Raw genomic sequence first — 23,023 nt, 5'->3', positions numbered from 1 at the left:
TGTTCCTAACCCAGACCGGCAACCCGTGCGACGCCCAGGGCGGCACCTCCACCGGACGTCCGGGGATCGCGGTGGGCGAGCTTCTGCCGCAGCATCGTGCGGCCGCGGTGTATGCGGGAGCGGACCGTGCCGAGCTTCACGCCGAGCACCTGGGCCACTTCGTCGTACGCCAGCCCTTCCAGGTCACAGAGGACGACGGCGGCGCGGAAGTCCGGCGGCAGTTCCTCGAGGGCGGCCTGCACGTCGATGTCGAGGTTATTGAACTCGAAGCTCCGTTCCGGGCCCGGATGCTTGCTGGGAAGGCGGCTCTCGGCCTCTTCCGTCAGTCCGTCGAAACGGATACGGGTCTTGCGTCTCGCCTGATCGAGGAAGAGATTCGTGGTAATGCGGTGCAGCCAGCCATCGAGGGTGCCCGGCTTGAAGTTGGCGAGGGACCGGAACACCCTGACGAAGACCTCCTGTGTGAGGTCCTCCGCGTCGAACTTGTTGCCCGTGAGCCGGTATGCGAGTCGGTAGACCTTGGGTGAGTAGGTGGTGACGACTTCTTCCCAGGAGGGCGCGACCCACGGGTTGCCGTGCTCATCGAGGATGGGCCCGTCCGGTCCTGCGACAGCCTCCACGGCGGTCTGTGCCGCCTTCACGCTAGACATCATCTACCCCTTCTTGCCACGGATCCCGATCATGCCCTGCCGTCGGCATCGCCGGGGCAGTAATAGCAGGGATTCGAAGCTGTCTTCATGCTGGATGTCCCGAAGGAAAAGTCTTTCGCACGAAGCTGTGAAGTAGCTGGCAGCTGGATGCGTGGTGCATCTTCCTTTCGCCGCCCGATCGGTTATTCTTCGCGCCCGTCGGACGTGCGGCTCCCGCCCTCCGTCCGCATGGAAGTCCGAGCACCCCAGACAGTAGTGTTGGGGCGGGGCTACGGCCTCCCGAAAGCTCCCTTTTCCCGCGAACCACAGAACGGACGTCCATGGCCGCCGACAAACACAGCAGCTGGTCCTACACAGAAGGACTCCCCGACGAGGACGACATCCTGCTCAGGGCGCGCGACAGGTCGCACGAACTCGGAGTAGCTCCCGTGACACCGGCCGTCGGGGCGGCCCTCACCGTCCTGGCCGCGGCTTCGAAGGCCACGACGGCGGTGGAAGTGGGAGCAGGAGCAGGAGTCTCGGGTGTCTGCCTGCTGAGGGGGCTGGGGCGGAACGCCGTGCTGACGACGATCGATTCCGACGTCGACCACCTCCGCGCAGCTCGCGAGGCCTTCGCCGAAGCCGGCATCCCGTCGAACCGGACGCGCACCATCTCGGGGCGGGCGGCCGATGTGCTCCCCCGTCTCACCGATCGCGCGTACGACCTCGTCTTCATCGATGCCGACAAGGCCGGTCTGCCCGCCTACGTCGAGCAGGCGACGCGACTCCTCAAGGAAGGCGGCATCCTGATCGTCAACGATGCCCTCGACCAGGACCGCGTCGCGGAGCCGGCCGTGCGGGAGCAGTCGACCAATACCCTTCGTCAGGTCGGCCGGATGATCCGCGATGACGAGTCCCTCGTGTCGGCTCTCCTGCCGACAGGGACCGGTCTCCTGCTGGCGGTCAAGCAACGGGCATGACCGCGAGGCGCGGGGCACCGGCAGGAGGCCGGGGCCCTACTAGCCGGTGACGGTGAGCAGGCAGTCCTTGAGGTTGCCTGCCTCCTCCGCATTCAGTTCGACGACGAGGCGGCCGCCACCATCGATCGGTACCCGCATGATGAGGCTGCGCCCTTCCTTGGTGACTTCCATCGGTCCATCGCCGGTACGCGGTTTCATGGCAGCCATAATGGGGGTCCCTTTCAACAGGGCGCAACCGCGGAGAGCGGCAGCGCGACAGTAAACAGTGCTCCGTCCCGTCGACCCGATGAAAGGCCCGGCGGTGCACGTCATCACCTTCATTATTCAGCACAAGCCCTGCACCTGCTAATTCAGGTGCGGCGTGGATCACAGTCAGGGTGGATAATCCCCCTCCGAGCCGGTTGGCGTCCATCCCCACAGCCAATCCACCCAGAGGAACTGCAGCACCACCGACACCGGCAGGAGCACCCAGAGGAGGCGTCCGCCGCGAAGCGACGCGGCAGAAAGCGCCAACGGGAACAGTGGCACCAGGATCCGCCAGGTACTCGATTGGGGATCCCAGAAGGCCGCGAGGTAGAGCAGGTAACCGGCGCACCAGGCGCACAGGACCAGGCCGAGCGAACGCACGGACGGCGCGAGGAACAGCGCTCCTGAGCCGAGGACCAGCGCCGCGACCACGAGGATGCCCGCCGCCGGACCCACGAGGGCCGCCGGTGCCTCGAACCAGGGCAGAAACGGGGTGAGGGCCTCGCCTCGCCAGGCGGTCTCCGTCGCGACATACGCATCGCGCCGGCCCGTGACAGCCCAGGCGACGAGCGGCCAGGCCACCGCGGCGAGGGAGGCGACCGCTCCGAGCAGCAGAAGGGGAAGCACCTGTCGTGCCGCCTCCTGCCGACGGGAGGCGTCCCTGTCCGGCCCGCGCCACGCCCACACGGCGTGGAGGAACAGGACGCCCAGGGCGATGGCGAACGGCACGCCTGCCGGACGGGCCAGGCACATGAGGACGACGACGGGCATCGCCGCGTAGTAGCGACGCGTCGCCACCAGATAGAGGGCGGACGCGAGGAGCAGGAGGTGCAGGGACTCCGCGTAGGGCACCTGCATGATCGCCGCGACGGGAGCGAAGGAGACGACGGCGACACCCGCGAGGGCGGTCCGATGCCTCGCCCGCAGGAGGAAGAGGCGGTAGATCACGAGTGAGGCGGCCGCCGCGGCGAGGCATGCCGAGACGGGGGCGAGAATGCCCCACCCCAGGCCGGTGATGGCGTCGAGCAGGCGGACGGTACCCGGGTAGAGCGGGTAAAAGGCCCACTGGTTGTGGCTCACGATGCCGAACTCGTCCGTGGGCAGTTCCGTCGGGTATCCCTCCCGGAAGATGCGCTCGTACCACCCGCTGTCCCAGTAGTTGATGAACGTCCCGTAGGCGGGCGCGGGCCCCGACCAGGGGCTGGCACCCTGGCGGGCAGCGGCGAGGAGGAGTATGGCGGTGCTGACGAGTCGCCCGAGGGCGAAGATGGCCAGAACCTGGATGGACCAGTGCGAGAACAGCCGGGAACGTCGCGACCCGGCAGCCGGTGCTGCCGTTCCCGTTCCCGTTCCGTCGGATCCCGCGCGGCTGGCCGAACGTCCGGCCCAACGGCTCATGGAATCGACGCCGTCGGAACGGGACCAGCGTGGCCTGGATCCTCCCCCGGCATCGGCGGCGCATCCCGCACCCAGCAGTCCCGGAGGTGGTCGTTGACATATCCCGTCGCCTGCAGCATCGCGTACGCCGTCGTCGGACCGACGAACCGGAAGCCGAGTCCGCGCAGCTCGCGTGCCAGGGCGGTACTCTCCGGTGTGATTGCGGGAACGTCGATCAGCGTGGCCGGAGCAGGACCCTGCTTCGGACGATGCCGGGCGAGCACCGAGCCCAAAGTGGTGCCGTCCGGGAGTGAGAGCAGTGCCTGCGCGTTGGCGATGGTCGCCCGGATCTTCTGCCGGTTCCGGATGATGCCCGCGTCAGCCAGGAGTCGGTCGACGTCCTGCTCACCGAAGGTTGCCACCGCTTCGGGGTCGAACCCGGCGAAGGCCCGTCGGAAGGCCTCCCGTTTACGCAGGATGGTGATCCAGCTGAGGCCTGATTGGAAGGCTTCCAGGCTCAGGCGCTCGAAGAGCGCTGCCTCGCCGACGACGGGTCGGCCCCACTCCGTGTCGTGGTACTGCTCGTAGGTCGTGCTGGACACGGCCCAGCCGCAGCGGAGGCGGCCGTCCGAGCCTGCGACGGCTCCGCTCACCGTTCGGCGTCCTGTCCGGCCAGCCGCGCCCGCAGGTCCGCTATCGTGGCATCCCGCGCGTCCAGGGCCAGGGCGAGCCGATCGAGGACCTCGTCCACCTGGTCCATGCGGTAGCCGCGGAGACCGAGACCGAACCGCACGGCGTCGATATCCCTCGCTGAGGGATCATCCGGCAGCAGCACGGGTGGCAGGCTCGCCACCGGCTCCACCAGGCCGAGCCCGTCGCGCCCTGCCGGCGCTTCGGGCGCACGCCGCCCGAGCGGCGCAGGCATCCGCCGTCCCGAGGCGACGAGCGCGGTCCCTCCTACCAGCAGGATGGCGAGGATCAGCAGGAAGATAGTCACACCGCAATGGTGCCAGAGTCACCTCCGGGGAAGGTCAGGAGGCGTGGTGCTCGTGACCTGCGGACGCCGCCACGATCCGCACGGCCTCCTCGGCCGTATCCACGAGCTGCAGCAGCGAGAGATCCTTTTCCGAGACTGTGCCCGCGGTGACGAGCGTGCCCTCGACCCAGTCGAGCAGCGGCTGCCAGTAGTCGACGCCGATCAGCACGATGGGAAAGGACGTCACCTTGCCCGTCTGGACCAGGGTCATCGCCTCGAACAGTTCGTCGAGGGTGCCGAAACCTCCGGGCAACACCACGAAACCGCTCGCGTACTTGACGAACATCGTCTTGCGGGCGAAGAAGTACCGGAAGTTGATGCCGAGATCGACCCACTCGTTCATGCCCTGTTCGAAGGGCAGTTCGATACCGAGCCCTACGGAGACACCGCCGGCCTCGCAGGCCCCCTTGTTGGCGGCCTCCATGGCGCCCGGGCCTCCCCCGGTAATGACGGCGAAGCCCGACGCGACAAGCCGCCGTCCGACCTCTTCCCCGATGGAGTAGAAGGCCGAATCGCGAGCGGTCCGCGCGGATCCGAAGACGCTGATCGCCGGACCGAGGTCCGCCAGGGTGCCGAAACCCTCGACGAACTCACTCTGGATGCGCAGCACCCGCCAGGGGTCCGTGCGGGTGAATCCCCCGGAATCGGGAGAATCGAGGAGCATGTTGTCCGACTGTGGTCCCGTTGCCTGGCCGCGCCGCAACTCCACCGAGCCCCTGCGCCGCGTGGCCTCGCCCGGAAGGCCGGCCTGCGGGCGACTGCCATTGGAGGGCAGCGTCGGGGGGCGGAGCGGGGACACGGCGTCGTCGTCGGGGGCTGTGGAGCGCCGGGCATCATCGGCGGCGGAGAAGCGCGGGTAAGGAGACATATCCCTAGGCTAACCAACACGATCTCAGGCGCAGATTTTTGGTTGCTCTTGAATCACAATCAACACCTTTGCGGTGCTTCGTATTGCTCAGAAGGAATAGTTCGCTAGATTTCTCCCATGACAAGTGAACCGCAACCGACTTCGCCTGCGTCCTCGGCACGTCCCCTCGTCTCACTCAAGAACGTCAACAAGCATTTCGGTGATCTGCACGTGCTCCGGAACATCAATCTCGATGTCGCCCGTGGTGAGGTGGTCGTCGTCATCGGACCATCCGGCTCCGGGAAGTCGACCCTCTGCCGGGCCATCAACAGGCTCGAGACCATCGACGACGGTGAGATCACCATCGACGGCAAGGTGCTCCCCGCGGAGGGCAAGGCGCTCGCAAAGCTACGGGCCGACGTCGGCATGGTGTTCCAGTCCTTCAACCTCTTCGCCCACAAGTCGATCCTCGAGAACGTGACGCTCGGCCCCATCAAGGTCAAGGGGATGAAGGGCGGCGCCGCGAAGGACCTCGCGATGTCCCTGCTCAAGCGCGTCGGCGTCGACAACCAGGCCCAGAAGCTCCCTGCCCAGCTCTCGGGTGGCCAGCAGCAGCGCGTGGCGATCGCGCGGGCGTTGGCGATGCAGCCGAAGGTCATGCTGTTCGACGAACCCACGTCGGCGCTGGACCCGGAGATGATCAACGAGGTCCTCGACGCCATGGTGGCTCTCGCCAAGGAGGGAATGACCATGATCGTGGTCACCCATGAGATGGGCTTCGCCCGCCGTGCGGCCGACCGGGTGATCTTCATGGCGGACGGCCAGATCATGGAACAGGCCACGCCCGAGGAATTCTTCACGAACCCTCGAAGCGACCGCGCCAAGGACTTCCTCGGCAAGATCCTCTCGCACTGACCCCCACTCACCACCCCGCTTCACGACTCGCCTCCAAGAGGCCTTCGCGAGGCCGCAACACAAGGAGAACCAATGCAGAAGACCCGATACGCAGCAGCCGCACTGGCCGCAGTGGCCGCACTGACACTGTCCGCCTGTGGTGGCGGAGACAGCGCCGAAAGCGAAAGCGGAAGCAGCGCCGAAGCCGGCGGCGAGAGCCTCCGCATCGGCATCAAGTTCGACCAGCCGGGACTCGGCTACGACGAGGGCGGGTCCTATTCCGGCTTCGACGTCGACGTCGCCAAGTACGTTGCCAATGAACTCGGAGTCACCGAGGAGAACATCGAGTGGGTCGAGGCCCCTTCCGCGAACCGTGAGAACCTGCTGTCGAACAACCAGGTCGACATGATTTTCGCCACCTACTCCATCACCGATACCCGCAAGGAGGTCGTCGACTTCGCGGGGCCGTACTTCGTCGCCGGCCAGGACCTACTCGTCCCCACCGACAGTGACATCGCCGGCCCCGAGGACCTCGAGGGCAAGAACCTCTGCTCGGTCACCGGCTCCACCTCCGCACAGAAGATCAAGGACCAGTACCCGGGTGTGCAGCTCGTCGAGCAGCCCGGCTACGCCGAGTGCGTCACCGCCATGGGCGGCGGCCAGATCGACGCCGTCACCACCGATGACATCATCCTGGCCGGTCTCGCTGCCCAGGAAGCCAATGCCGGCAAGTTCAAGGTCGTCGGCAACACCTTCTCGGAGGAGAACTACGGCGTCGGCCTGCCCAAGGGCAGCGACCGCTGCGAAGCCGTCAACGAAGCCATCACCAAGATGATCGACGACGGCGCGTGGGACGAGGCGATCACCAGCAACACCGAGGGTGCCGACTACACCTTCAACGCGGAACTGAACCCGCCGACACCCGCGCCCTGCGCCTAGCATCGCCCTCATTGGTGGGGTGGTCCGCGCGGACCACCCCACCAATGCCATGTTCCCCACCAGGAAAGAGGTGAACCGTGGAGAACTACCTGTCGCTGTTCCAGACCTATGACGTGCCCGCCGCGTTCTGGGTCAATATCCAGCTGTCATTCTGGGCGGCGATCTTCGCGCTCGTCATCGGCACGGTGCTGGCGCTGTTCCGCATCTCCCCGATCCCGAGCCTGCAGCTCTTCGGGGCCGCCTATGTCAACATCTTCCGCAACACGCCACTGACCATCATCCTCGCGTTCGGCTTCCTCGGATTGTTCTCCGTGATGCAGATCAGCCTCGCGAGTGATCTCACGGTCAGCCTGTTCAGGATCGCCATCGTCGGGCTCGCGCTCTACCACGCGGCCTTCGTCTGCGAAGCCATCCGCAGCGGCGTCAACACCGTCCCACTCGGCCAGGCGGAAGCGGCCCGGGCGATCGGCCTGAGCTTCCTGCCGGCTGCCCGCCTGATCATCCTGCCCCAGGCTTTCCGCGGCGCGATCGCGCCACTCGGAAACGTGCTGATCGCCCTCATCAAGAATTCGACCGTGGCCGCGGCAGGGTCCGTTGCCACGGAATCCTCAGGCCTCATGAAGACCATGATCGAGTTCCGCTCGGACCTCGTGGTTCCCATCTTCCTCACCTTCGCCCTCGGTTTCGTCATCCTGGTGATCCCCATCGGACTGCTCACCACGTGGGCCTCACGCAGACTGGCGGTGGCACGATGAGCGCGCAGCAGGTCCTCTTCGACGCTCCGGGCCCCAAAGCCCGGCGAATCATCCTGATCAGCAACATCGTCGGCGTCCTGATCGTCCTAGCCATCCTCGCCTGGATCATCTCGGCGCTGGCAGGCAAGGGCCAGCTCGCGGCCAGCATGTGGACGCCCTTCCTCGAGTCCCGGACCTGGCAGTTCTTCATCCTGCCCGGACTGCTCAACACGCTGAAGGCTGCCGGCATCTCCATCGTCACGGCCGTCGTGTTCGGCCTCATCTTCGGCGTGGGGCGGCTGTCCCACTCGGCACCCATCCGCTACGTGTCCGGCCTGGTCGTCGAGGTACTGAGGGCCGTTCCGGTGCTGCTCATGATGATCTTCTTCTGGCTGGCCCTCGGCAGTTCGGGTGCCGTGCAGCCGCAGAATGCTCCGCTGATCGCCGTCGTCATCGCGCTGACGCTCTACAACGGATCGGTGATCGCCGAGCTCGTGCGCTCCGGCGTCCACGGCCTCCCCAAGGGCCAGCGAGAGGCCGGCATGGCCATCGGCCTCACGAGGAACCAGTCGTTACGCAACATCGAGGTACCGCAGGCTCTGATCGCGATGCTGCCGGCCCTGATCAGCCAGTTCGTGGTCATCCTCAAGGACTCTGCGCTCGGCTTCATCATCACCTATCCTGAGCTGCTGCAGTTCACGCGGCGCCTCGGCGTGGGCGAGGGCAATGTCATCCCGTCTCTGTTCGTCGCCGCGGCGATCTTCATCATCATCAACTTCGCCCTGTCCACGCTCGCGACGCGACTGTCGGTCCTCCTGAGCTTCAGGACGAAGGGCCGCAGGCCATCACCCAAGGACCCCATCGTCCTGAACCCGGCCGCTACCTGAGTTCCGGCACGGCACGGCACGGCACGGCACGGCACAGCACGACGACGAAGACGACGAAGGGGCCCGGCAGATCGCCGGGTCCCTTCGCCGTTGGACGGAGGCCGGCCGTGCGGGTCAGGATCGCCGGGCCAGGATCGCCGGACCAGCGCCGCCACGTCCGGGGATCCGCCTGATCAGGACAGCGGCGTCAGGACAGCAGCGTCAGGACAGCAACGTCAGGACAGCAACGTCAGGACAGCCAGGTCACGAGCGCCTGGAGGCAGGCACGGACGGCGTCGGCGTGGACATGCTCGTTGTCGGTGTGGGCGAGCAGCGCATCGCCCGGGCCGAAATTGACCGCAGGAACGCCGAGGGCACTGAAGCGCGCGACGTCGGTCCAGCCGTACTTGGGCTTCGGCTCCGCGCCGACGGCCGCGACGAAGGCGGCGGCCGCAGGGTGCTGGAGGCCCGGCCGGGCACCGGCGGCGGCATCGGTCCGCTCGACGTCGAATCCTTCGAGCAGCGCCCGCACGTACACCTCGGCCTGCTCGGGGGTCTTGTCGGGGGCGAAGCGGTAGTTGACCTCGATGACGGTGCTGTCCGGGATCACGTTCCCGGCCGTTCCGCCGGTGACCTTCACGGCGTTGAGGCTCTCACGGTAGTCCAGGCCGTCGACGTGGACGGTGGCCGGCTGGTGGTCGCGCAGCCGGACCAGCACGTCGGCTGCTGCGTGGATGGCATTCACGCCCATCCAGGCACGGGCGGAGTGGGACGCCTTGCCGGTGACGCGCACGTCGAAGCGGGCCGTTCCGTTGCATCCGCCCTCCACTGTCCCGTCCGTCGGCTCCAGCAGCACGGCGAAGTCCGCTTCCAGCCATTCAGGGTGGGAGTGGGCAACGCGCCCGAGGCCGCTGAGCGACGCCTCGACCTCCTCGTGGTCGTAGAAGATGAACGTGATGTCCCGGGTCGGCTCGGTCAGAGCAGCCGCGAGCGCGAGCTGGACCGCGACGCCGCCCTTCATGTCGGTTGCACCCCTGCCGAACAGGGTCTCGCCCTCCCACGTCGACGGGACGGTGCCGCGGGATCCGGCGGCCGTCGGCAACGGGACGGTGTCGATGTGTCCGGCCAGGATGACGCGCTCGCTCCGACCCAGCATCGTCCGCGCCATGACGCAGTCGCCGTTGCGGACCACCTCGAGATGGTCGAGGCGCCGAAGGGCCTTTTCGATGGCGTCGGCTATTCCCGCCTCGTGCCCTGAGACGCTCTCGAGGTCGAGGAGCCGGGCCGTCAGGTGGGCCACGTCGGATGTCAGATCGAGAGCAGGGGCGGGTGTCTGAATCATGCTGCAACACTATCGCTCGGTAGACTGCTACCCATGACTTCTCCCACGCCCAGTTCATCCATGCCCGGCGACTCCCAGCGGACGGCCGGTGGCCTGGGCCTCGCCACGGTGTCTTCCACCGGAGCGGTCCTGGACACCTGGTTCCCTGCGCCATGGCTCGGCGAGGATACGCTGGGCCCCGACGGCCGTGATGGGCTCCGCAAAACCCTGGACGGCCTCGCCGCCTCCGGAGCGGACGAGTACCGGAAGGTCACCCAGCGGGTCGTGGACCTGACCATCGACCCCGACGAAGCGCCGGCCGGCACGGAGGATGCCTACCTCAGGCTCCACCTCCTCTCCCACAGGCTCGTGCAGCCCAACACCATCAACCTCGACGGCGTCTTCGGCCTCCTCGCCAATGTCGTCTGGACGAACTTCGGACCGACGCCGGTCGAGGGCTTCGAGACCGTCCGCGCAGCGCTGCGCGCCCGTGGACCGGTTGCCGTCCACGGCGTCGACAAGTTCCCCCGCATGGTGGACTATGTGGTTCCGGCCGGAGTGCGCATCGCCGACGCCGACCGCGTTCGCCTCGGCGCCCACCTCGCCGATGGCACCACAGTCATGCACGAGGGTTTCGTCAACTTCAATGCAGGCACCCTCGGCCACTCGATGGTCGAGGGCCGCATCTCGGCAGGCGTCGTCGTCGGAAACGGTTCCGACGTCGGCGGCGGTGCCTCGATCATGGGCACACTGTCGGGCGGTGGGAAGGAACGCATCACCATCGGCGAGCGCTGCCTCCTCGGCGCCGAGTCCGGCGTCGGCATCTCCCTCGGTGACGACTGCGTGGTCGAGGCGGGCCTGTACCTGACCGCGGGGACGAAGGTGACCCTGAAGGACGGCTCGGTCCTCAAGGCCAAGGACCTCTCGGGTGAGTCCGGCATCCTGTTCCTCCGCAATTCGACCACCGGGGCTGTTGAAGCACGTCCGCGGACGGGTGAGGGCATCTCCCTGAATCCGGCCCTGCACGCCAACTAGCGCATGGCACCGACCCGTCCTTCCGTTGCAGTCCGTCGCCGCCGCCGCGTCCGGACAGCAGCCATGCTCGCAGCGCTGGGCGTCGTGGTCGTGGGTGGGTCCGTCGTCGCCGTGCACCAACTCGACCAGAGCGAGGTGCTGGTGCGCGAACGCTGCAGCGCCACCGTGGGCGCCGACACGTTCGAGCTCACCCCGACGCAGGCGGGCAACGCGGCACTCATCTCGGGTGTCGCCGTCAACCGCGGATTGCCTGCCCGCGCCGCGTCGATCGCCATAGCGACCGCTTTCCAGGAATCGCGGCTGGAGAACATCGACTACGGCGACGACGCCGGTCCGGACTCCCGCGGCCTGTTCCAGCAGCGTCCATCCCAGGGATGGGGCACGCAGGAGCAGATCATGACACCCCTGTATGCCACGGGCGCCTTCTACGACGCGCTGGTCGAGGTCCCGGACTATGAGTCGCTCCCTATCACGGAGGCGGCGCAGACCGTCCAGCGGTCGGCGTTCCCGCAGGCCTACGCCGATCACGAGCCGGAGGGCCGCGCCTTCGCGTCCGCGCTGACGGGTAATTCTCCCGCTGCGCTCGACTGCACACTCCGTGAACCGACAGGCACGGGCGACGCGTTGGCCGTTTCGATCGCCGCCGACGAGGTCTTCGGACCGCTGGGGGGCGCTGCCGACGGTACCCGACTGACCGTGGACGTCACGGGGACGCTCGGATGGGCGGCCGCCCAGTGGGCCGTGGCGAACGCCTCCGCGCTGCACATCACCACCGTGTCCTACTCCGGGTTGGAATGGACGCGGTCGGACGGCGGCTGGACCTCGACGACGACCGAACCCGGCACCCTGACGATCGCCGTCGCGGGCGCAACGCCCTGATACCACCTGGCGTCGACTGTCACGCCAGCATTTTGATGACGGGCTCCACATAGCTGCGGAAGGAGCGCTCGTCGTCGAACAGTTCCTGGCACATCAGGAGTGTTCCCGGTTCGACCCACCAGGCACGGCGGACACCGAGCGGCAGTTCGACGACCTGCAGGCTGAAGCGGCGTGCCGCGCGGCCCAGTTCCAGCTCCCGTTCCTCGATGATGCGTGCCAGGAGATACTCCATGCTGCCGACGCCGCGGGCCCCGGCGTGCAGGGCATACTCGGCGCACCTCTCCTCCGCCCAGTCCATGGCCGCCCCGAAATGCGCCCTCAGCAGTGCCTTGAGGGCCTCCATGCCGTCGAGCGCCTCGAACAGCGGCGGAACGGGAAGGACGGCCTCGCTGATCCGGCGACCGATGAGACCGTGCCACCAGGCTTCCCACTCGACCCGCAAGGCTGCCGATCCACCGAAGGGATCCGTGAGGCGCCGCGTGTCGACGGTGCGGACCGCGGGGATGACGGGCGGCAGTGCCGGCCTGCCGATTCCCCGTAATCCCGCGCAGTCCCGCAGGTAGAGCGCCACGAGCAGTACTTCCGAAGTATCGACGGTGAAGTACGCGCTGTAGCGGGATTCGGAGTACGACATGGGCCTCCTTCGCACCAGTCAGGCTGCTCCTACTTTAGACCTCGGACCGACGGCGCTCCAGAGGTCGGACAGCGATTCGATGCGTCGTTCTGCGGGGCAGGAAGGGCCCCGCCTAGGATGGGACCATGAAGATCCTCGTTACCGGTGGCAGTGGCTACATCGGCTCCCATACCGTCCTCACCCTCCTCGACAGCGGCCATGACGTCGTCGTCGTCGACAACCTGCTGAACTCCACCGAGACGTCGTTGCAGCGCGTTGCGACACTCGCGGGCCGCACGCCGACGTTCCACAAGGCCGACCTCCTCGACGAGGCCCGGCTCCGGGAGATCTTCGCCGAGGAGAAGGTGGACGCCGTCATCCACTTCGCCGGCCTCAAGGCGGTCGGAGAATCCGTCGAGAAGCCGCTGTACTACTACCACAACAATGTCGGCGGCACCCTGAACCTGCTGCGCGTGATGGACGATGCCGATGTCCGCACCCTCGTCTTCAGCTCCTCCGCCACCGTCTACGGGGCGTCGGAGGAGGTCCCCCTCACCGAGAAGCTCCCGCTCGACGCCGTCAATCCCTACGGCCGCACCAAGGAACAGATCGAGGACATCCTGACCGACCTCGGAGCGGCGGATCCGCGCTGGAGCATCGCCCTGCTGCGCTACTTCAATCCCGTGGGCGCCCATTCCTCGGGCACCATCGGTGAGGATCCCACCGGCACCCCGAACAATCTCCTGCCCTTCGTGGCGCAGGTGGCCGTGGGCCGGCGCGAGAAGGTGATGGTGTTCGGCAACGACTACCCGACGCCGGACGGTACGGGCATCCGCGACTACATCCACGTCGTCGACCTCGCCGCAGGCCATCTCGCCGCGCTCGACTACCTCGTCCGGCAGGGCGGCGTGCACACCTGGAACCTCGGAACCGGCAACGGCTCCTCTGTCCTCGAGGTCCTCGCCGCCTTCTCCGCGGCCGTCGGCCGGGACATCCCCTACGCATTCGCTCCCCGCCGGCCGGGTGACGCCGCCGTCAGCTACGCGGACCCGTCCTCGGCCCTCGCCGACCTCGGCTGGTCTGCGACCCGCACGCTCGCCGAGATGTGCGAGGACCACTGGCGCTGGCAGAAGCACAACCCGCAGGGGTACGCGACGGAGCAGAGCAGCTAGCACCCTCACGACGACGGCGGCCGCCCACCTGGGAAGGTGGGCAGCCGCCGTCGTTCGAGCACGGGAATCAGCAGGATGATCAGCTGGCGGGGTAGTGACGTTCTCCCTCACCCGTGTACAACTGGCGCGGACGGCCGATCTTCGTCTGCGGATCCTGCATCATCTCGCGCCACTGGGCGATCCAGCCCGGCAGCCGACCGATGGCGAACAGCACGGTGAACATCTTCTCCGGGAAGCCCATCGCCTTGTAGATGAGGCCCGTGTAGAAGTCCACGTTCGGGTACAGCTTCCGCTCGATGAAGTAATCATCGGCGAGCGCCTTCTCCTCGAGCCGCATCGCGATGTCGAGCAGTTCGTCGTTCCCACCGAGCTTGTTGAGGATGTCGTGGGCGGTGGCCTTGACGATCTTCGCGCGCGGGTCGTAGTTCTTGTAGACGCGGTGCCCGAAGCCCATGAGCTTCACGCCGTCTTCCTTGTTCTTGACCTTCTCCATGAAGTCCTCGGGCTGCATGCCCTTGGTCTGGATGTCGCGCAGCATGTTCAGCACGGCCTCGTTGGCGCCGCCGTGCAGCGGACCGAAGAGTGCATTGATGCCGGCGGAGACGGACGCGAACATGTTCGCGTTGGAGCTGCCGACGAGACGGACGGTCGACGTCGAGCAGTTCTGCTCGTGGTCCGCGTGCAGGATGAGCAGCAGGTCCAGGGCCTTGACCATCATCGGGTCGAGGTCGTAGGGCTCCGCAGGCAGGCCGAAGGACAGCCGCAGGAAGTTCTCCACGAGGTTCATGGAGTTGTCCGGGTAGAGCATCGGCTGGCCGATGGACTTCTTGTGGGCATAGGCCGCGATCACGGGCAGCTTGGCCATGAGGCGGAACGTCGACAGCTCCACCTGCTCGTCGTCGAACGGGTCGAGCGAGTCCTGGTAGAACGTGGACAGCGCCGAGACGGCCGAGGACAGCACGGGCATCGGGTGCGCGTCGCGGGGGAAGCCACCGAAGAAACCCTTGAGCTCCTCGTGCAGCAGCGTATGGCGGCGGATGCGCCCGTCGAACCCGGTGAGTTCCTCGGGAGTCGGCAGGTTCCCGTAGATGAGGAGGTAGGAGACCTCGAGGAAGCTGGAGTGCTTCGCCAGTTCCTCGATCGGGTACCCGCGGTAGCGCAGGATGCCGGCATCGCCGTCGATATAGGTGATCGCGGACGAGGTGGCCGCGGTGTTCATGAAGCCGGGATCATAGGTGACCTGGCCCGTCTGCTTCAGCAGCTTCGACACGTCGTAGCCGTTGTTGCCTTCGACAGCGGGCACCAGCGGCAGGCTGAGCTTCCCGCCGTCGTAATGCAGGGAGGCAGCTTTCTGCTCTGTCATTGATTCTCCTTCAGGAGCTGGAGCGAGGGTGTCACCACGAATCATCGCTACACAGGAGGACAGACGTCACTCCGGCGATCGCACATACAGCGTCAAACGCTACCGTCAGGCAGCCCTCCACCACTAATCCTGCTGACCCTCGCCGTGGAAGGAAACCAGTGCCCTTCAGCGGACTGCGTGTGCAAGACGGCTGACGGCCGCCTCGATCCTCTCGTCGCTGCCCGTGAGTGCGACCCGGATGAAGCCCTCACCGGCGTCACCGTAGAACACCCCGGGCCCGGCAAGGATCCCGAGATCCGCGAGCCAGCCGATCGTGTCCCAGGTCGGCCGCCCGTTCGACGCCCAGAGATACAGTCCTGCGGCCGAGCCTCGAATCGTGAAACCCGCAGCTTCGAGGGCCGGGATGAGCAGGGCACGACGACGGCGGTACAGGTCCTTCTGGTCCGCGACGTGTGCGTCGTCCCCGAGGGCCACGCGCATGGCTTCCTGCACCGGGTACGGGACGATCATCCCGGCGTGCTTGCGCGAGTTGACGAGACTGGCGATGATCGCAGGGTCTCCTGCCGTGAAGGCAGCACGGTAGCCGGCGAGGTTGGACTGCTTGCTCAGCGAGTAGACCGCGAGCAGGAGATGGTGCGCACCTCCGCAGACCCGGGGGTCCAGGACGCTCGGGACCGGCCGTCCGCCCTGCGCGGGATCCCAGGAATCCCAGCCGAGCTCGCCGTAGCACTCATCCGATGCGACGACGGCGCCGAGCGCGCGGGCGTCGTCGACGATGCCGCGCAGGCTGTCGACGTCGAGCACCTCGCCCGTCGGGTTGCCCGGTGAGTTGATCCAGACCAGCTTCACCCTGCTGCGGACGTCCTCGGGGAGGTCTGCAAGGGAATCGGCGGGTACGGGTGTGGCTCCGGCGAGGTGGGCACCGATGTCGTAGGTGGGGTACGCGACCGTCGGGCGCACGACGACGTCGCCCTTCCCCAGGCCGAGCAGGAGGGGCAGCCAGGCCACAAGTTCCTTGGACCCGACAGTCGGCAGGATGTCGTCCGGGTCCAGTCCGGCCACTCCCCTGCGGCGCGCGAACCAGTCACTGATCGCCCTGCGCAGCCCGAGGGTGCCGTGCGTCGTCGGGTAGCCGTGGGCGTCCGCGGCTGCGGCGAGCGCGTCCTGGACAAGAGTGGGCGTGGGATCGACGGGTGTGCCGATGGACAGGTTGACGATGCCGTCCGCGTGCCGGGCGGCAACCTCCTGGTAGGGAGCCATCGCGTCCCACGGGTAGTCCGGCAGATGCAGGCCGAAGGACATCGGCTCCCCGGACGCCACTTAGGCGGGCTGGTTCTGGGGCGGGAGGACCGCGATGATCGGGTGGTCGAAGCCCGTGTTGCCGACCTTCGCCGCTCCGCCGGGTGATCCGAGGGCCGGGCCGGTGGGGGCGGGCACGTCGAAGAACTCCACGTTGGCCTTGTAGTACTCGGCCCACTGCTCGGGGGTGTCGTCCTCGTAGTAGATCGCCTCGACGGGGCACACGGGCTCGCACGCCCCGCAGTCCACGCACTCATCGGGGTGGATGTAGAGCGACCGTTCACCCTCGTAGATGCAGTCGACAGGGCACTCCTCGATACAGGCCTTGTCCTTGACATCCACGCACGGCTGCGCAATTACGTAGGTCACTTCCCACGCCTTTCCTTGGAACTGGGTCGCTGACGCACCCTCGGTGCGGTCTCCAGCTTAACGCAACGGCCCACCCCAGCAGGACCGTCGGCCGGGCGGCCACCGGAAGCCCGGCGGGCCTACCCTTGATGGGTGCAGACCCCCGCCGACCTCCTCGCGTCCCTCCCCCTGACCACGAGGGTCGTGGTCCGTCGTCGCCTCGACGACGGTTACACGGACTCCCTCGGGAACCTGATCGCCCTCGATGCGACCACGTGCACGGTTCGGACGCGCAGGGGCGACGACGTCGTCCTGCTCACCGAGATCACGGCTGCGAAGGCGGTCCCACCTGCGCCTCCGCGCCGCACTCCGCGCCGTTCTCCGCCTTAGGGCCGGCGCCCGAAGGCTTCGCATCAGGCGTGCCACCCTTGCCCGTCACAGTGGTTGGGACCTGTCAATCAATCGGTCGTGCTCACGTACAATCGGGGGATGGACTTAGACGAGGACCTCCAGGCCCGCGGACGGGCGCTCAGCTCCCCTGTCCGGCTCCGCATCCTGCGCCTGTGCCTCCACAAGGCGAGGACCAACAAGGAGATCGCGGAGACGCTCGACCTGAACCCGGCGACAGCCCTCCACCACGTGCGGACCCTGCTGTCCACCGGCTTCCTCGCCGCCGAAGACGCCAGGACAGGCAACCGCGGCGCCAAGGAGATTCCCTACCGTGCCACCGGATTGTCCTGGCACAGCCGGATCCCCAATTCTGCGCCCGTCCTGGTCGAGACGTTCCTGCAGGAGATCGAGGGCCTGCAGCCGTCGGACATCGATGTGTGGCGCCTCGGCGTCCGGCTGAATGATGCAAACCGCGAGGAGATGATGGGCCGCATACGGGCCGTTTTCGAGGACTACGCCGGGCGTGGTCCCGATGAGGACGGGACGGCGACGTCGATCATGCTCGCGCACCATCTGGACCGCACGGCCGACTGACACTGAGTGGTCGGCCTAAGGCCGCCGCGGACGCAGCAGGATGCTCCCGACCACCACGGCGCCGAGCGTCACCACGAGCACCCCGAACAGCCAGATGTTCCCGGCCAGGGCCGTTCCCGGGGCCGCTTCCGACGACCCGGTGAGGATGAGGGTCTTCGACGACGTCGAGAGCAGTGCCACGACGCCGTAGGCGACCGCCCCGGCAACAGCGGTGATGGTGACGTTCCGCGCCCATAGCCCGCACAGCAGGAACACGCTTCCGGCAAGCACCAGTGCAGCCAGGGCCCCGGCGGGAACGTCCGTAACTCCCACGTGCAGCAACTGGCCGTGCAGCAGGGTGCCCAGGATCGCCGCCGCGATGCCTCCGGCCACGGCGGCGAGCACCGCCGCCGTGCGACCGGGCGCAGAGGCGCCGCGCGCGGTGCGATGGCCGCTTGGGACCTTACCTGCCCCATCGGGAGCAGCGTCACCCACCATCTCCTGGGCGACGGCGGCACCCGCCGAAGCGCCGCCGCCATTCCCGGGACCGTCCGATGCCGGGAACGCCGAACGCCGGCCCTTCCCTGCAGGGAAGGTGCCGGCGTCGTCGTTTGCCACGGTGGTGCTGGCGTTACACGCGGGCGCGTGAACGGGAGGCGCGCATGCGCTCGTTCGCGTCCAGGATGACCTTGCGGATGCGGATGGTCTCCGGCGTGACCTCGACGCATTCGTCCTCGCGGGCGAACTCGAGGGATTCCTCGAGCGTCAGGTTGCGCGGCGGGGTCAGGTTCTCGAAGGTGTCGGAGGAGGCCGCACGCATGTTGGTGAGCTTCTTTTCCTTCGTGATGTTGACCTCCATGTCGTCGGCGCGGGAGTTCTCGCCGACGATCATGCCCTCGTACACCTCGGAGGTGGCCTGCACGAAGAACGAGCCGCGCTCCTGCAGGTTGATCATGGCGAACGGGGTCACGACACCAGCGCGGTCTGCGATCATCGAACCGTTGGTGCGGTACTCGATGTCACCGGCCCAGGGCTCGTAGCCCTCGGAGATCGATGCCGCGATGCCGGCACCGCGGGTGTCCGTCAGGAAGCGGGTGCGGAAACCGATCAGGCCTCGCGCGGGAACGATGAATTCCATGCGGACCCAGCCGGTACCGTGGTTGGCCATGTTGGTCATGCGGCCCTTGCGGGCGGCCATGAGCTGGGTGACGCCGCCGAGGTACTCCTCGGGCACGTCGATGGTCATGTGCTCCATGGGCTCGTGGAGCTTGCCGTCGATGGTCTTGGTGACCACCTGCGGCTTGCCGACCGTGAGCTCGAATCCTTCGCGGCGCATCTGCTCGACGAGGATGGCGAGGGCGAGCTCGCCGCGGCCCTGGACCTCCCAGGCGTCGGGGCGGGCGGTGGGAAGGACGCGAAGCGACACATTGCCGACCAGCTCCTTGTCGAGGCGGTCCTTGACCTGGCGCGCTGTGACCTTGGCGCCCTTGACCTTGCCCGCGAGCGGCGAGGTGTTGATACCGATGGTGACGGAGATCGCGGGGTCGTCGACGGTGATCAGGGGCAGGGGCTGGGGATTGTCGACGTCGGTCAGGGTCTCACCGATGGTGATGCCCTCGATACCGGCGACCGCGACGATCTCGCCGGGTCCGGCGGAATCGGTAGGAACACGGTCGAGCGCCCTCGTGGCGAGGAGCTCGGTGATCTTGACGGTCTTCAGCTCGCCGTTCTGGCGTGCCCAGGCGACGGTCTGGCCCTTGCGGAGGGTGCCGTTGAAGATGCGCAGGAGGGCGAGCCGGCCGAGGAACGGTGATGCATCCAGGTTGGTGACGTGAGCCTGAAGGACCCCGTTCGGGTTGTACCGGGGCGCCGGGATGTGATCGATGATCGTCTGGAACAGGGGCTCCAGGTTGTCGTTCGCGGGGATGGTGCCATCTTCGGGCTGCTCGATCGACGCGGCACCGGCGCGCGCTGCGGCGTAGACCACGGGCACGTTCAGGATCAGGTCCAGGTCGAGGTCGGGAACCTCGTCCGCGAGGTCCGAGGCGAGGCCCAGGAGCAGGTCCATCGACTCGCTGACGACCTCCTCGATGCGGGAGTCCGGGCGGTCGGTCTTGTTGACCAGCAGGATGACGGGGAGCTTGGCCGCGAGGGCCTTGCGGAGCACGAAACGGGTCTGGGGCAGCGGGCCCTCGGACGCGTCGACGAGCAGCACGACGCCATCGACCATGGACAGGCCGCGCTCGACCTCACCACCGAAGTCGGCGTGGCCCGGGGTGTCGATGACGTTGATGGTGATGGTCTCGCCCTTGGCTGCGGGGCCGTCGTAGAACACGGTGGTGTTCTTCGCGAGGATGGTGATGCCCTTCTCGCGCTCGAGGTCACCGGAGTCCATGACGCGGTCGGCTACATCGCCGTGAGCCGCGAACGAGTTGGTCTGCTTCAGCATGGCGTCGACCAGGGTGGTTTTTCCGTGGTCAACGTGAGCCACGATGGCTACGTTGCGGAGATCGCTGCGGACAGCGGTATTGCCTGTGGTTTCAGACATGCGTTATTACTCAATTCGGTATCTGCTGCGGGGAAAGTGGCGGCGGCTGCACTGCACGCCCTGTCTCCAGTCTAAACGTTGGATAAAAACAGACCTAATGCGACCTGTCGACGGCGCCCGGAATCCGCTGTGGGCGCACAACGACGGCGGCCCTCCGCGAGGTGGGCCGCCGTCGTCGGCTATGGGTTCACCGCCCGGATGAGGGACGGCCGCGCGTCAGGCGACCTCGGGCGGCAGGACGAGTCCCGCTCCGGGGATCGCTGCCAGCAGGGCCTGCGTATAGGCGGTTCCAGGGTTGTCGAACACCTCGTCGGTGGTCCCCTGCTCCACGAGCTTCCCCTTCTCCATGACGGCCACGTGGTCGGCGATCTGGCGGACCACCGCCAGGTCGTGCGTGATGAAGAGGTAGCTCAGACCGAGGTCGGACTGCAGGTCGGCGAGCAGGTTCAGGATCTGCGCCTGCACCAGCACATCGAGCGCCGAGACCGCCTCGTCGCAGATGACCACCTCCGGATCGAGGGCCAGGGCCCTGGCGATGGCCACCCGCTGGCGCTGTCCCCCGGAGAGCTCGTTCGGGAAGCGCTGCATCATGGCGGATGGCAGAGCCACCTGGTCGAGCAGCTCGCGGACCTTCTTCTCGCGACTCTTCGCGTTGCCGATGCCGTGCACGCGCAACGGCTCCTCGATGGTCCGGTAGATGTTGTACATCGGATCCAGCGAGCCATAGGGATCCTGGAAGATCGGTTGCACGCGGCGCCGGAAGTCGAACATCTCCTTCCGTCCGAGCGTGGTGATATCCACGCCGTCGAAGCGGATGCTGCCCGACGTCGCGCCGTCCAGTCCGAGGACCAACTTCGCGACGGTCGACTTGCCCGAACCGGACTCGCCGACCACCGCGGTGGTGGTGCCGCGTGCGATCGAGAAGGACACTTTGTCCACGGCGGTGAAGTCGGTCGACCTGCCCCAGCTTCCGCGGATCTTGAAGACCTTGGTCAGGTCCTCGACCTCGATCACCGTGTCCAGGGACGCTGCCTTCACTGCGGCCGGCGCCAGCAGGTCCATCGTCTCGATGCCGGCCCTCTTCGCCGATTCGATGCGCCGTGACGCGATCGACGGCGCGGACGCCACGAGCTTCTGCGTGTACGGGTGGCGCGGGTTGGTCAGCAGCTCGAGCGCCGGACCGGCCTCGACGACCTGGCCCTTGTACATGACGATCACCTTGTGGGCGCGCTCGGCAGCGAGCCCGAGGTCATGCGTGATGAGCAGGACTGCGGTGCCGAGCTCCTCCGTCATGGTGTCGAGGTGGTCCAGGATCTGCCGCTGCACGGTCACGTCGAGGGCCGATGTCGGCTCGTCGGCAATGAGCAGGCGGGGGCGGCAGGACAGCCCTATGGCGATCAGGGCACGCTGGCGCATACCGCCCGAGAATTCGTGCGGGTACTGGTTGGCGCGGGACTCGGCGTCCGGCAGTCCCGCTTCCGAGAGCACCTTCGCCACGTCCTGGGTGCCGCTGGGCAGGCCGTTGGCCTTCAGGGTCTCCTTCACCTGGAATCCGATCTTCCACACCGGATTCAAGTTGGACATCGGATCCTGGGGCACCATGCCGATCGACGAACCGCGAAGCTCGACGATGCGCTTCTCCGAGGCGGAGGTAATGTCCTCGCCGTCGAAGATGATGCTGCCGTTCGAGACGCGCCCGTTGGCGGGCAGCAGTCCGATGGCAGCCAGCGCCGTCGTCGACTTGCCCGAACCCGACTCACCCACGATCGCGACGGTCTCACCGGGCATCACCGTGAGATGTGCGTTCCGCACCGCCTCGACCTCCCCGTTCGACGTCGAGAAGGTGATGGCGAGATCGCGGAGCTCCAGCAGCGGCGTCGGCAGGTCGGACGTGGCCGGCGTCGCCGAGGACGGGGTCGTGTCATCTCTCATGCTGCTGCTCATCGCTTACGCGCCTTCGGATCGAGAGCGTCACGCAGGGCATCGCCCAGCATGATGAAGCTCAGAACGGTGATCGACAGGGCGAGGCCCGGCCAGAAGATGGCCATCGGATTGCTGCGGAGCGACGGCTTCGCCGAGAAGATGTCGTTCCCCCAGGACATGACGTCCGGCGGCAGTCCGATCCCCAGGAACGACAGCGTCGACTCCGCCACGATGAAGGTGCCGAGGGAGATCGTCGCGATGACGATGACCGGTGCGAGCGCGTTCGGGATGACGTGCTTCACCAGGGCGCCCAGCGGCGACACCCCGAGTGATCGGGCTGCCGTCACGAAGTCCGCGTTGCGCACCTCCATGACGGCAGCCCGCGTGATGCGGGCTATCTGCGGCCAGCCGAACGTGACGAGGATGACCACCAGCGTCCACACGTTTCGGTTCTGCTGGAAGACGGGGAGCTGCACGACGACGATCGCGCCGAGGATCAGCGGCAGCGCGAAGAAGATGTCACCCACCCGGGCGAGGATGGCATCGACCCAGCCGCCGAAGAAGCCGGCGAGGGCACCGATGAGGCCGCCGATCAGGACGACACCGATCGTCGCGAAGAGTCCGACGGTCAGTGATGACTGCGTGCCGTGGACCACGCGGGACAGGATGTCGCAGCCCTGCACCGTGAAGCCGAGCGGGTGCCCGGGGGCGGGCCCGCCGTCGGAGTTCGCGAGCAGGCAGTTCTCGTTGGGCGGCTCGTTCGTGAAGAGGCCCGGGAACAGCGCCACGAAGATGACCGCGAGGATCAGGACCGCGCTGATGATGAACAGCGGCTGGCGCCTCAGGCTGCGCCATGCCTCGCTCCACAGGCTGCGGGGAGCGGCGTCGGACACCGTGCTGTCCGTGGCCCGCACGGGCGTCTCGTCGGGATCGGCGACGAAGTGCTCGATGGGGTAGGCGGACGTCTTGGTGCGGGCCATGGGGGTTGGCGCCTCGGTGGGGGCGGGTAGG

25 protein-coding genes are annotated in these 23,023 nt (G+C 67.2%); 10 read left to right on the top strand and 15 right to left on the bottom strand.

Annotation, left to right across the window (positions count from 1 at the left end; translation table 11 throughout):
* Positions 1–5: 5 nt before the first annotated feature.
* Positions 6–653 carry an RNA polymerase sigma factor SigE gene (gene sigE, locus RCH21_RS00785; protein WP_442784641.1) on the bottom strand — a complete coding sequence of 216 codons (648 nt, stop codon included), beginning with the start codon at positions 651–653 and terminating at the stop codon, positions 6–8.
* A gap of 317 nt (positions 654–970) precedes the next feature.
* On the opposite strand from sigE, the gene RCH21_RS00780 reads away from it, so the two are divergent.
* Positions 971–1,609 (top strand): O-methyltransferase, encoded by a 639-nt coding sequence (locus RCH21_RS00780; RefSeq protein ID WP_120149387.1) that lies wholly within the window; start codon positions 971–973, stop codon positions 1,607–1,609.
* A gap of 39 nt (positions 1,610–1,648) precedes the next feature.
* Here the strand turns inward: RCH21_RS00780 and RCH21_RS00775 are convergent, their stop codons facing one another.
* The 5 genes from RCH21_RS00775 to RCH21_RS00755 form a co-directional block, all read right to left on the bottom strand.
* Complete coding sequence (locus RCH21_RS00775) at positions 1,649–1,816, bottom strand: DUF3117 domain-containing protein (RefSeq protein WP_082471292.1); 168 nt, start codon at positions 1,814–1,816, stop codon at positions 1,649–1,651.
* A 165-nt stretch (positions 1,817–1,981) separates the two neighbouring features.
* Positions 1,982–3,253, bottom strand: a complete 1,272-nt coding sequence (locus RCH21_RS00770) for a hypothetical protein (protein ID WP_326962806.1) — start codon at positions 3,251–3,253, stop codon at positions 1,982–1,984.
* A complete protein-coding gene (locus RCH21_RS00765) occupies positions 3,250–3,885 on the bottom strand; it encodes a DNA-3-methyladenine glycosylase I (protein ID WP_326962805.1) in 636 nt (211 codons plus the stop codon). The genes RCH21_RS00770 and RCH21_RS00765 overlap by 4 nt, the downstream gene beginning before the upstream one ends.
* On the bottom strand, positions 3,882–4,229 hold the full coding sequence (locus tag RCH21_RS00760) for a DivIVA domain-containing protein (RefSeq protein WP_326962804.1): 348 nt from the start codon (positions 4,227–4,229) through the stop codon (positions 3,882–3,884). The genes RCH21_RS00765 and RCH21_RS00760 overlap by 4 nt, the downstream gene beginning before the upstream one ends.
* Before the next feature lie 34 nt (positions 4,230–4,263).
* Positions 4,264–5,136 (bottom strand): TIGR00730 family Rossman fold protein, encoded by an 873-nt coding sequence (locus RCH21_RS00755; protein ID WP_120149390.1) that lies wholly within the window; start codon positions 5,134–5,136, stop codon positions 4,264–4,266.
* Between the two features lie 117 nt (positions 5,137–5,253).
* Between RCH21_RS00755 and RCH21_RS00750 the strand changes: the two genes are divergently transcribed.
* From RCH21_RS00750 to RCH21_RS00735, 4 genes are all read left to right on the top strand, one after another.
* A complete protein-coding gene (locus tag RCH21_RS00750) occupies positions 5,254–6,030 on the top strand; it encodes an amino acid ABC transporter ATP-binding protein (protein ID WP_120149391.1) in 777 nt (258 codons plus the stop codon).
* Positions 6,031–6,102: 72 nt separating this feature from the next.
* Positions 6,103–6,948 (top strand): glutamate ABC transporter substrate-binding protein, encoded by an 846-nt coding sequence (locus tag RCH21_RS00745; protein ID WP_120149392.1) that lies wholly within the window; start codon positions 6,103–6,105, stop codon positions 6,946–6,948.
* A gap of 77 nt (positions 6,949–7,025) precedes the next feature.
* Positions 7,026–7,703, top strand: coding sequence for an amino acid ABC transporter permease (locus RCH21_RS00740; RefSeq protein ID WP_120149393.1), 678 nt, complete (start codon positions 7,026–7,028; stop codon positions 7,701–7,703).
* Positions 7,700–8,569 carry an amino acid ABC transporter permease gene (locus RCH21_RS00735; RefSeq protein WP_326962803.1) on the top strand — a complete coding sequence of 290 codons (870 nt, stop codon included), beginning with the start codon at positions 7,700–7,702 and terminating at the stop codon, positions 8,567–8,569. Before RCH21_RS00740 ends, RCH21_RS00735 begins: the two co-directional genes overlap by 4 nt.
* 229 nt (positions 8,570–8,798) lie before the next feature.
* On the opposite strand, the gene dapE is transcribed toward RCH21_RS00735, so the two are convergent.
* A complete protein-coding gene (gene dapE, locus RCH21_RS00730; protein ID WP_326962802.1) occupies positions 8,799–9,890 on the bottom strand; it encodes a succinyl-diaminopimelate desuccinylase in 1,092 nt (363 codons plus the stop codon).
* Positions 9,891–9,923: 33 nt separating this feature from the next.
* Here dapE and dapD point away from each other — a divergent pair, with 33 nt between their 5' ends.
* Positions 9,924–10,904, top strand: a complete 981-nt coding sequence (gene dapD / locus RCH21_RS00725; protein ID WP_326962801.1) for a 2,3,4,5-tetrahydropyridine-2,6-dicarboxylate N-succinyltransferase — start codon at positions 9,924–9,926, stop codon at positions 10,902–10,904.
* Between the two features lie 3 nt (positions 10,905–10,907).
* Positions 10,908–11,783 (top strand): hypothetical protein, encoded by an 876-nt coding sequence (locus tag RCH21_RS00720; RefSeq protein WP_326962800.1) that lies wholly within the window; start codon positions 10,908–10,910, stop codon positions 11,781–11,783.
* Between the two features lie 19 nt (positions 11,784–11,802).
* Here RCH21_RS00720 and RCH21_RS00715 read toward each other — a convergent pair whose 3' ends face one another.
* On the bottom strand, positions 11,803–12,417 hold the full coding sequence (locus RCH21_RS00715) for a hypothetical protein (RefSeq protein WP_326962799.1): 615 nt from the start codon (positions 12,415–12,417) through the stop codon (positions 11,803–11,805).
* Between the two features lie 125 nt (positions 12,418–12,542).
* On the opposite strand from RCH21_RS00715, the gene galE reads away from it, so the two are divergent.
* Positions 12,543–13,568, top strand: a complete 1,026-nt coding sequence (gene galE, locus RCH21_RS00710) for a UDP-glucose 4-epimerase GalE (protein ID WP_326962798.1) — start codon at positions 12,543–12,545, stop codon at positions 13,566–13,568.
* A 79-nt stretch (positions 13,569–13,647) separates the two neighbouring features.
* On the opposite strand, the gene RCH21_RS00705 is transcribed toward galE, so the two are convergent.
* From RCH21_RS00705 to fdxA, 3 genes are all read right to left on the bottom strand, one after another.
* Positions 13,648–14,931, bottom strand: coding sequence for a citrate synthase (locus RCH21_RS00705; protein WP_120149399.1), 1,284 nt, complete (start codon positions 14,929–14,931; stop codon positions 13,648–13,650).
* Positions 14,932–15,096: 165 nt separating this feature from the next.
* Positions 15,097–16,233 carry a succinyldiaminopimelate transaminase gene (gene dapC / locus RCH21_RS00700; RefSeq protein WP_326962797.1) on the bottom strand — a complete coding sequence of 379 codons (1,137 nt, stop codon included), beginning with the start codon at positions 16,231–16,233 and terminating at the stop codon, positions 15,097–15,099.
* Between the two features lie 18 nt (positions 16,234–16,251).
* Entirely contained in the window at positions 16,252–16,599 is a 348-nt protein-coding gene (gene fdxA, locus RCH21_RS00695) for a ferredoxin (RefSeq protein ID WP_120147223.1), read from the bottom strand.
* A 132-nt stretch (positions 16,600–16,731) separates the two neighbouring features.
* On the opposite strand from fdxA, the gene RCH21_RS00690 reads away from it, so the two are divergent.
* Positions 16,732–16,968 carry a putative acetyltransferase gene (locus RCH21_RS00690; RefSeq protein ID WP_120149402.1) on the top strand — a complete coding sequence of 79 codons (237 nt, stop codon included), beginning with the start codon at positions 16,732–16,734 and terminating at the stop codon, positions 16,966–16,968.
* A 99-nt stretch (positions 16,969–17,067) separates the two neighbouring features.
* The gene (locus RCH21_RS00685) at positions 17,068–17,562 is read left to right on the top strand and encodes an ArsR/SmtB family transcription factor (RefSeq protein ID WP_120149546.1); all 495 of its coding nucleotides are present in this window, start codon (positions 17,068–17,070) and stop codon (positions 17,560–17,562) included.
* Positions 17,563–17,577: 15 nt separating this feature from the next.
* Here RCH21_RS00685 and RCH21_RS00680 read toward each other — a convergent pair whose 3' ends face one another.
* The 4 genes from RCH21_RS00680 to RCH21_RS00665 form a co-directional block, all read right to left on the bottom strand.
* Positions 17,578–18,159 (bottom strand): hypothetical protein, encoded by a 582-nt coding sequence (locus RCH21_RS00680; protein WP_326962796.1) that lies wholly within the window; start codon positions 18,157–18,159, stop codon positions 17,578–17,580.
* Positions 18,160–18,172: 13 nt separating this feature from the next.
* Positions 18,173–20,089: a translational GTPase TypA gene (gene typA / locus RCH21_RS00675; protein WP_120149404.1), complete on the bottom strand. Its 1,917-nt coding sequence runs from the start codon at positions 20,087–20,089 to the stop codon at positions 18,173–18,175.
* Between the two features lie 216 nt (positions 20,090–20,305).
* Positions 20,306–22,021, bottom strand: coding sequence for an ABC transporter ATP-binding protein (locus RCH21_RS00670; protein ID WP_326962795.1), 1,716 nt, complete (start codon positions 22,019–22,021; stop codon positions 20,306–20,308).
* Positions 22,022–22,029: 8 nt separating this feature from the next.
* Positions 22,030–22,992, bottom strand: a complete 963-nt coding sequence (locus tag RCH21_RS00665) for an ABC transporter permease (RefSeq protein WP_120149406.1) — start codon at positions 22,990–22,992, stop codon at positions 22,030–22,032.
* Between the last annotated feature and the right edge of the window lie 31 nt (positions 22,993–23,023).

The organism is Arthrobacter sp. PL16 (genome assembly GCF_035985055.1).
GTDB classification, from domain to species: domain Bacteria; phylum Actinomycetota; class Actinomycetes; order Actinomycetales; family Micrococcaceae; genus Arthrobacter_D; species Arthrobacter_D cheniae.
Note: the sequence above shows the minus strand (reverse complement) of the source record. Positions and strands in the feature narration are given on the sequence as shown.

What these genes read in the sequence shown, in the direction of transcription:
- sigE (WP_442784641.1), bottom strand. Translation starts at nt 653, where the DNA reads ATGATGTCTAGCGTGAAGGCGGCACAGACCGCCGTGGAGGCTGTCGCA.
- RCH21_RS00780 (WP_120149387.1), top strand. Translation starts at nt 971, where the DNA reads ATGGCCGCCGACAAACACAGCAGCTGGTCCTACACAGAAGGACTCCCC.
- RCH21_RS00775 (WP_082471292.1), bottom strand. Translation starts at nt 1,816, where the DNA reads ATGGCTGCCATGAAACCGCGTACCGGCGATGGACCGATGGAAGTCACC.
- RCH21_RS00770 (WP_326962806.1), bottom strand. Translation starts at nt 3,253, where the DNA reads ATGAGCCGTTGGGCCGGACGTTCGGCCAGCCGCGCGGGATCCGACGGA.
- RCH21_RS00755 (WP_120149390.1), bottom strand. Translation starts at nt 5,136, where the DNA reads ATGTCTCCTTACCCGCGCTTCTCCGCCGCCGATGATGCCCGGCGCTCC.
- RCH21_RS00750 (WP_120149391.1), top strand. Translation starts at nt 5,254, where the DNA reads ATGACAAGTGAACCGCAACCGACTTCGCCTGCGTCCTCGGCACGTCCC.
- RCH21_RS00745 (WP_120149392.1), top strand. Translation starts at nt 6,103, where the DNA reads ATGCAGAAGACCCGATACGCAGCAGCCGCACTGGCCGCAGTGGCCGCA.
- RCH21_RS00735 (WP_326962803.1), top strand. Translation starts at nt 7,700, where the DNA reads ATGAGCGCGCAGCAGGTCCTCTTCGACGCTCCGGGCCCCAAAGCCCGG.
- dapE (WP_326962802.1), bottom strand. Translation starts at nt 9,890, where the DNA reads ATGATTCAGACACCCGCCCCTGCTCTCGATCTGACATCCGACGTGGCC.
- dapD (WP_326962801.1), top strand. Translation starts at nt 9,924, where the DNA reads ATGACTTCTCCCACGCCCAGTTCATCCATGCCCGGCGACTCCCAGCGG.
- RCH21_RS00720 (WP_326962800.1), top strand. Translation starts at nt 10,908, where the DNA reads ATGGCACCGACCCGTCCTTCCGTTGCAGTCCGTCGCCGCCGCCGCGTC.
- RCH21_RS00715 (WP_326962799.1), bottom strand. Translation starts at nt 12,417, where the DNA reads ATGTCGTACTCCGAATCCCGCTACAGCGCGTACTTCACCGTCGATACT.
- galE (WP_326962798.1), top strand. Translation starts at nt 12,543, where the DNA reads ATGAAGATCCTCGTTACCGGTGGCAGTGGCTACATCGGCTCCCATACC.
- RCH21_RS00705 (WP_120149399.1), bottom strand. Translation starts at nt 14,931, where the DNA reads ATGACAGAGCAGAAAGCTGCCTCCCTGCATTACGACGGCGGGAAGCTC.
- dapC (WP_326962797.1), bottom strand. Translation starts at nt 16,233, where the DNA reads ATGTCCTTCGGCCTGCATCTGCCGGACTACCCGTGGGACGCGATGGCT.
- RCH21_RS00685 (WP_120149546.1), top strand. Translation starts at nt 17,068, where the DNA reads ATGGACTTAGACGAGGACCTCCAGGCCCGCGGACGGGCGCTCAGCTCC.
- typA (WP_120149404.1), bottom strand. Translation starts at nt 20,089, where the DNA reads ATGTCTGAAACCACAGGCAATACCGCTGTCCGCAGCGATCTCCGCAAC.
- RCH21_RS00670 (WP_326962795.1), bottom strand. Translation starts at nt 22,021, where the DNA reads ATGAGAGATGACACGACCCCGTCCTCGGCGACGCCGGCCACGTCCGAC.
- RCH21_RS00665 (WP_120149406.1), bottom strand. Translation starts at nt 22,992, where the DNA reads ATGGCCCGCACCAAGACGTCCGCCTACCCCATCGAGCACTTCGTCGCC.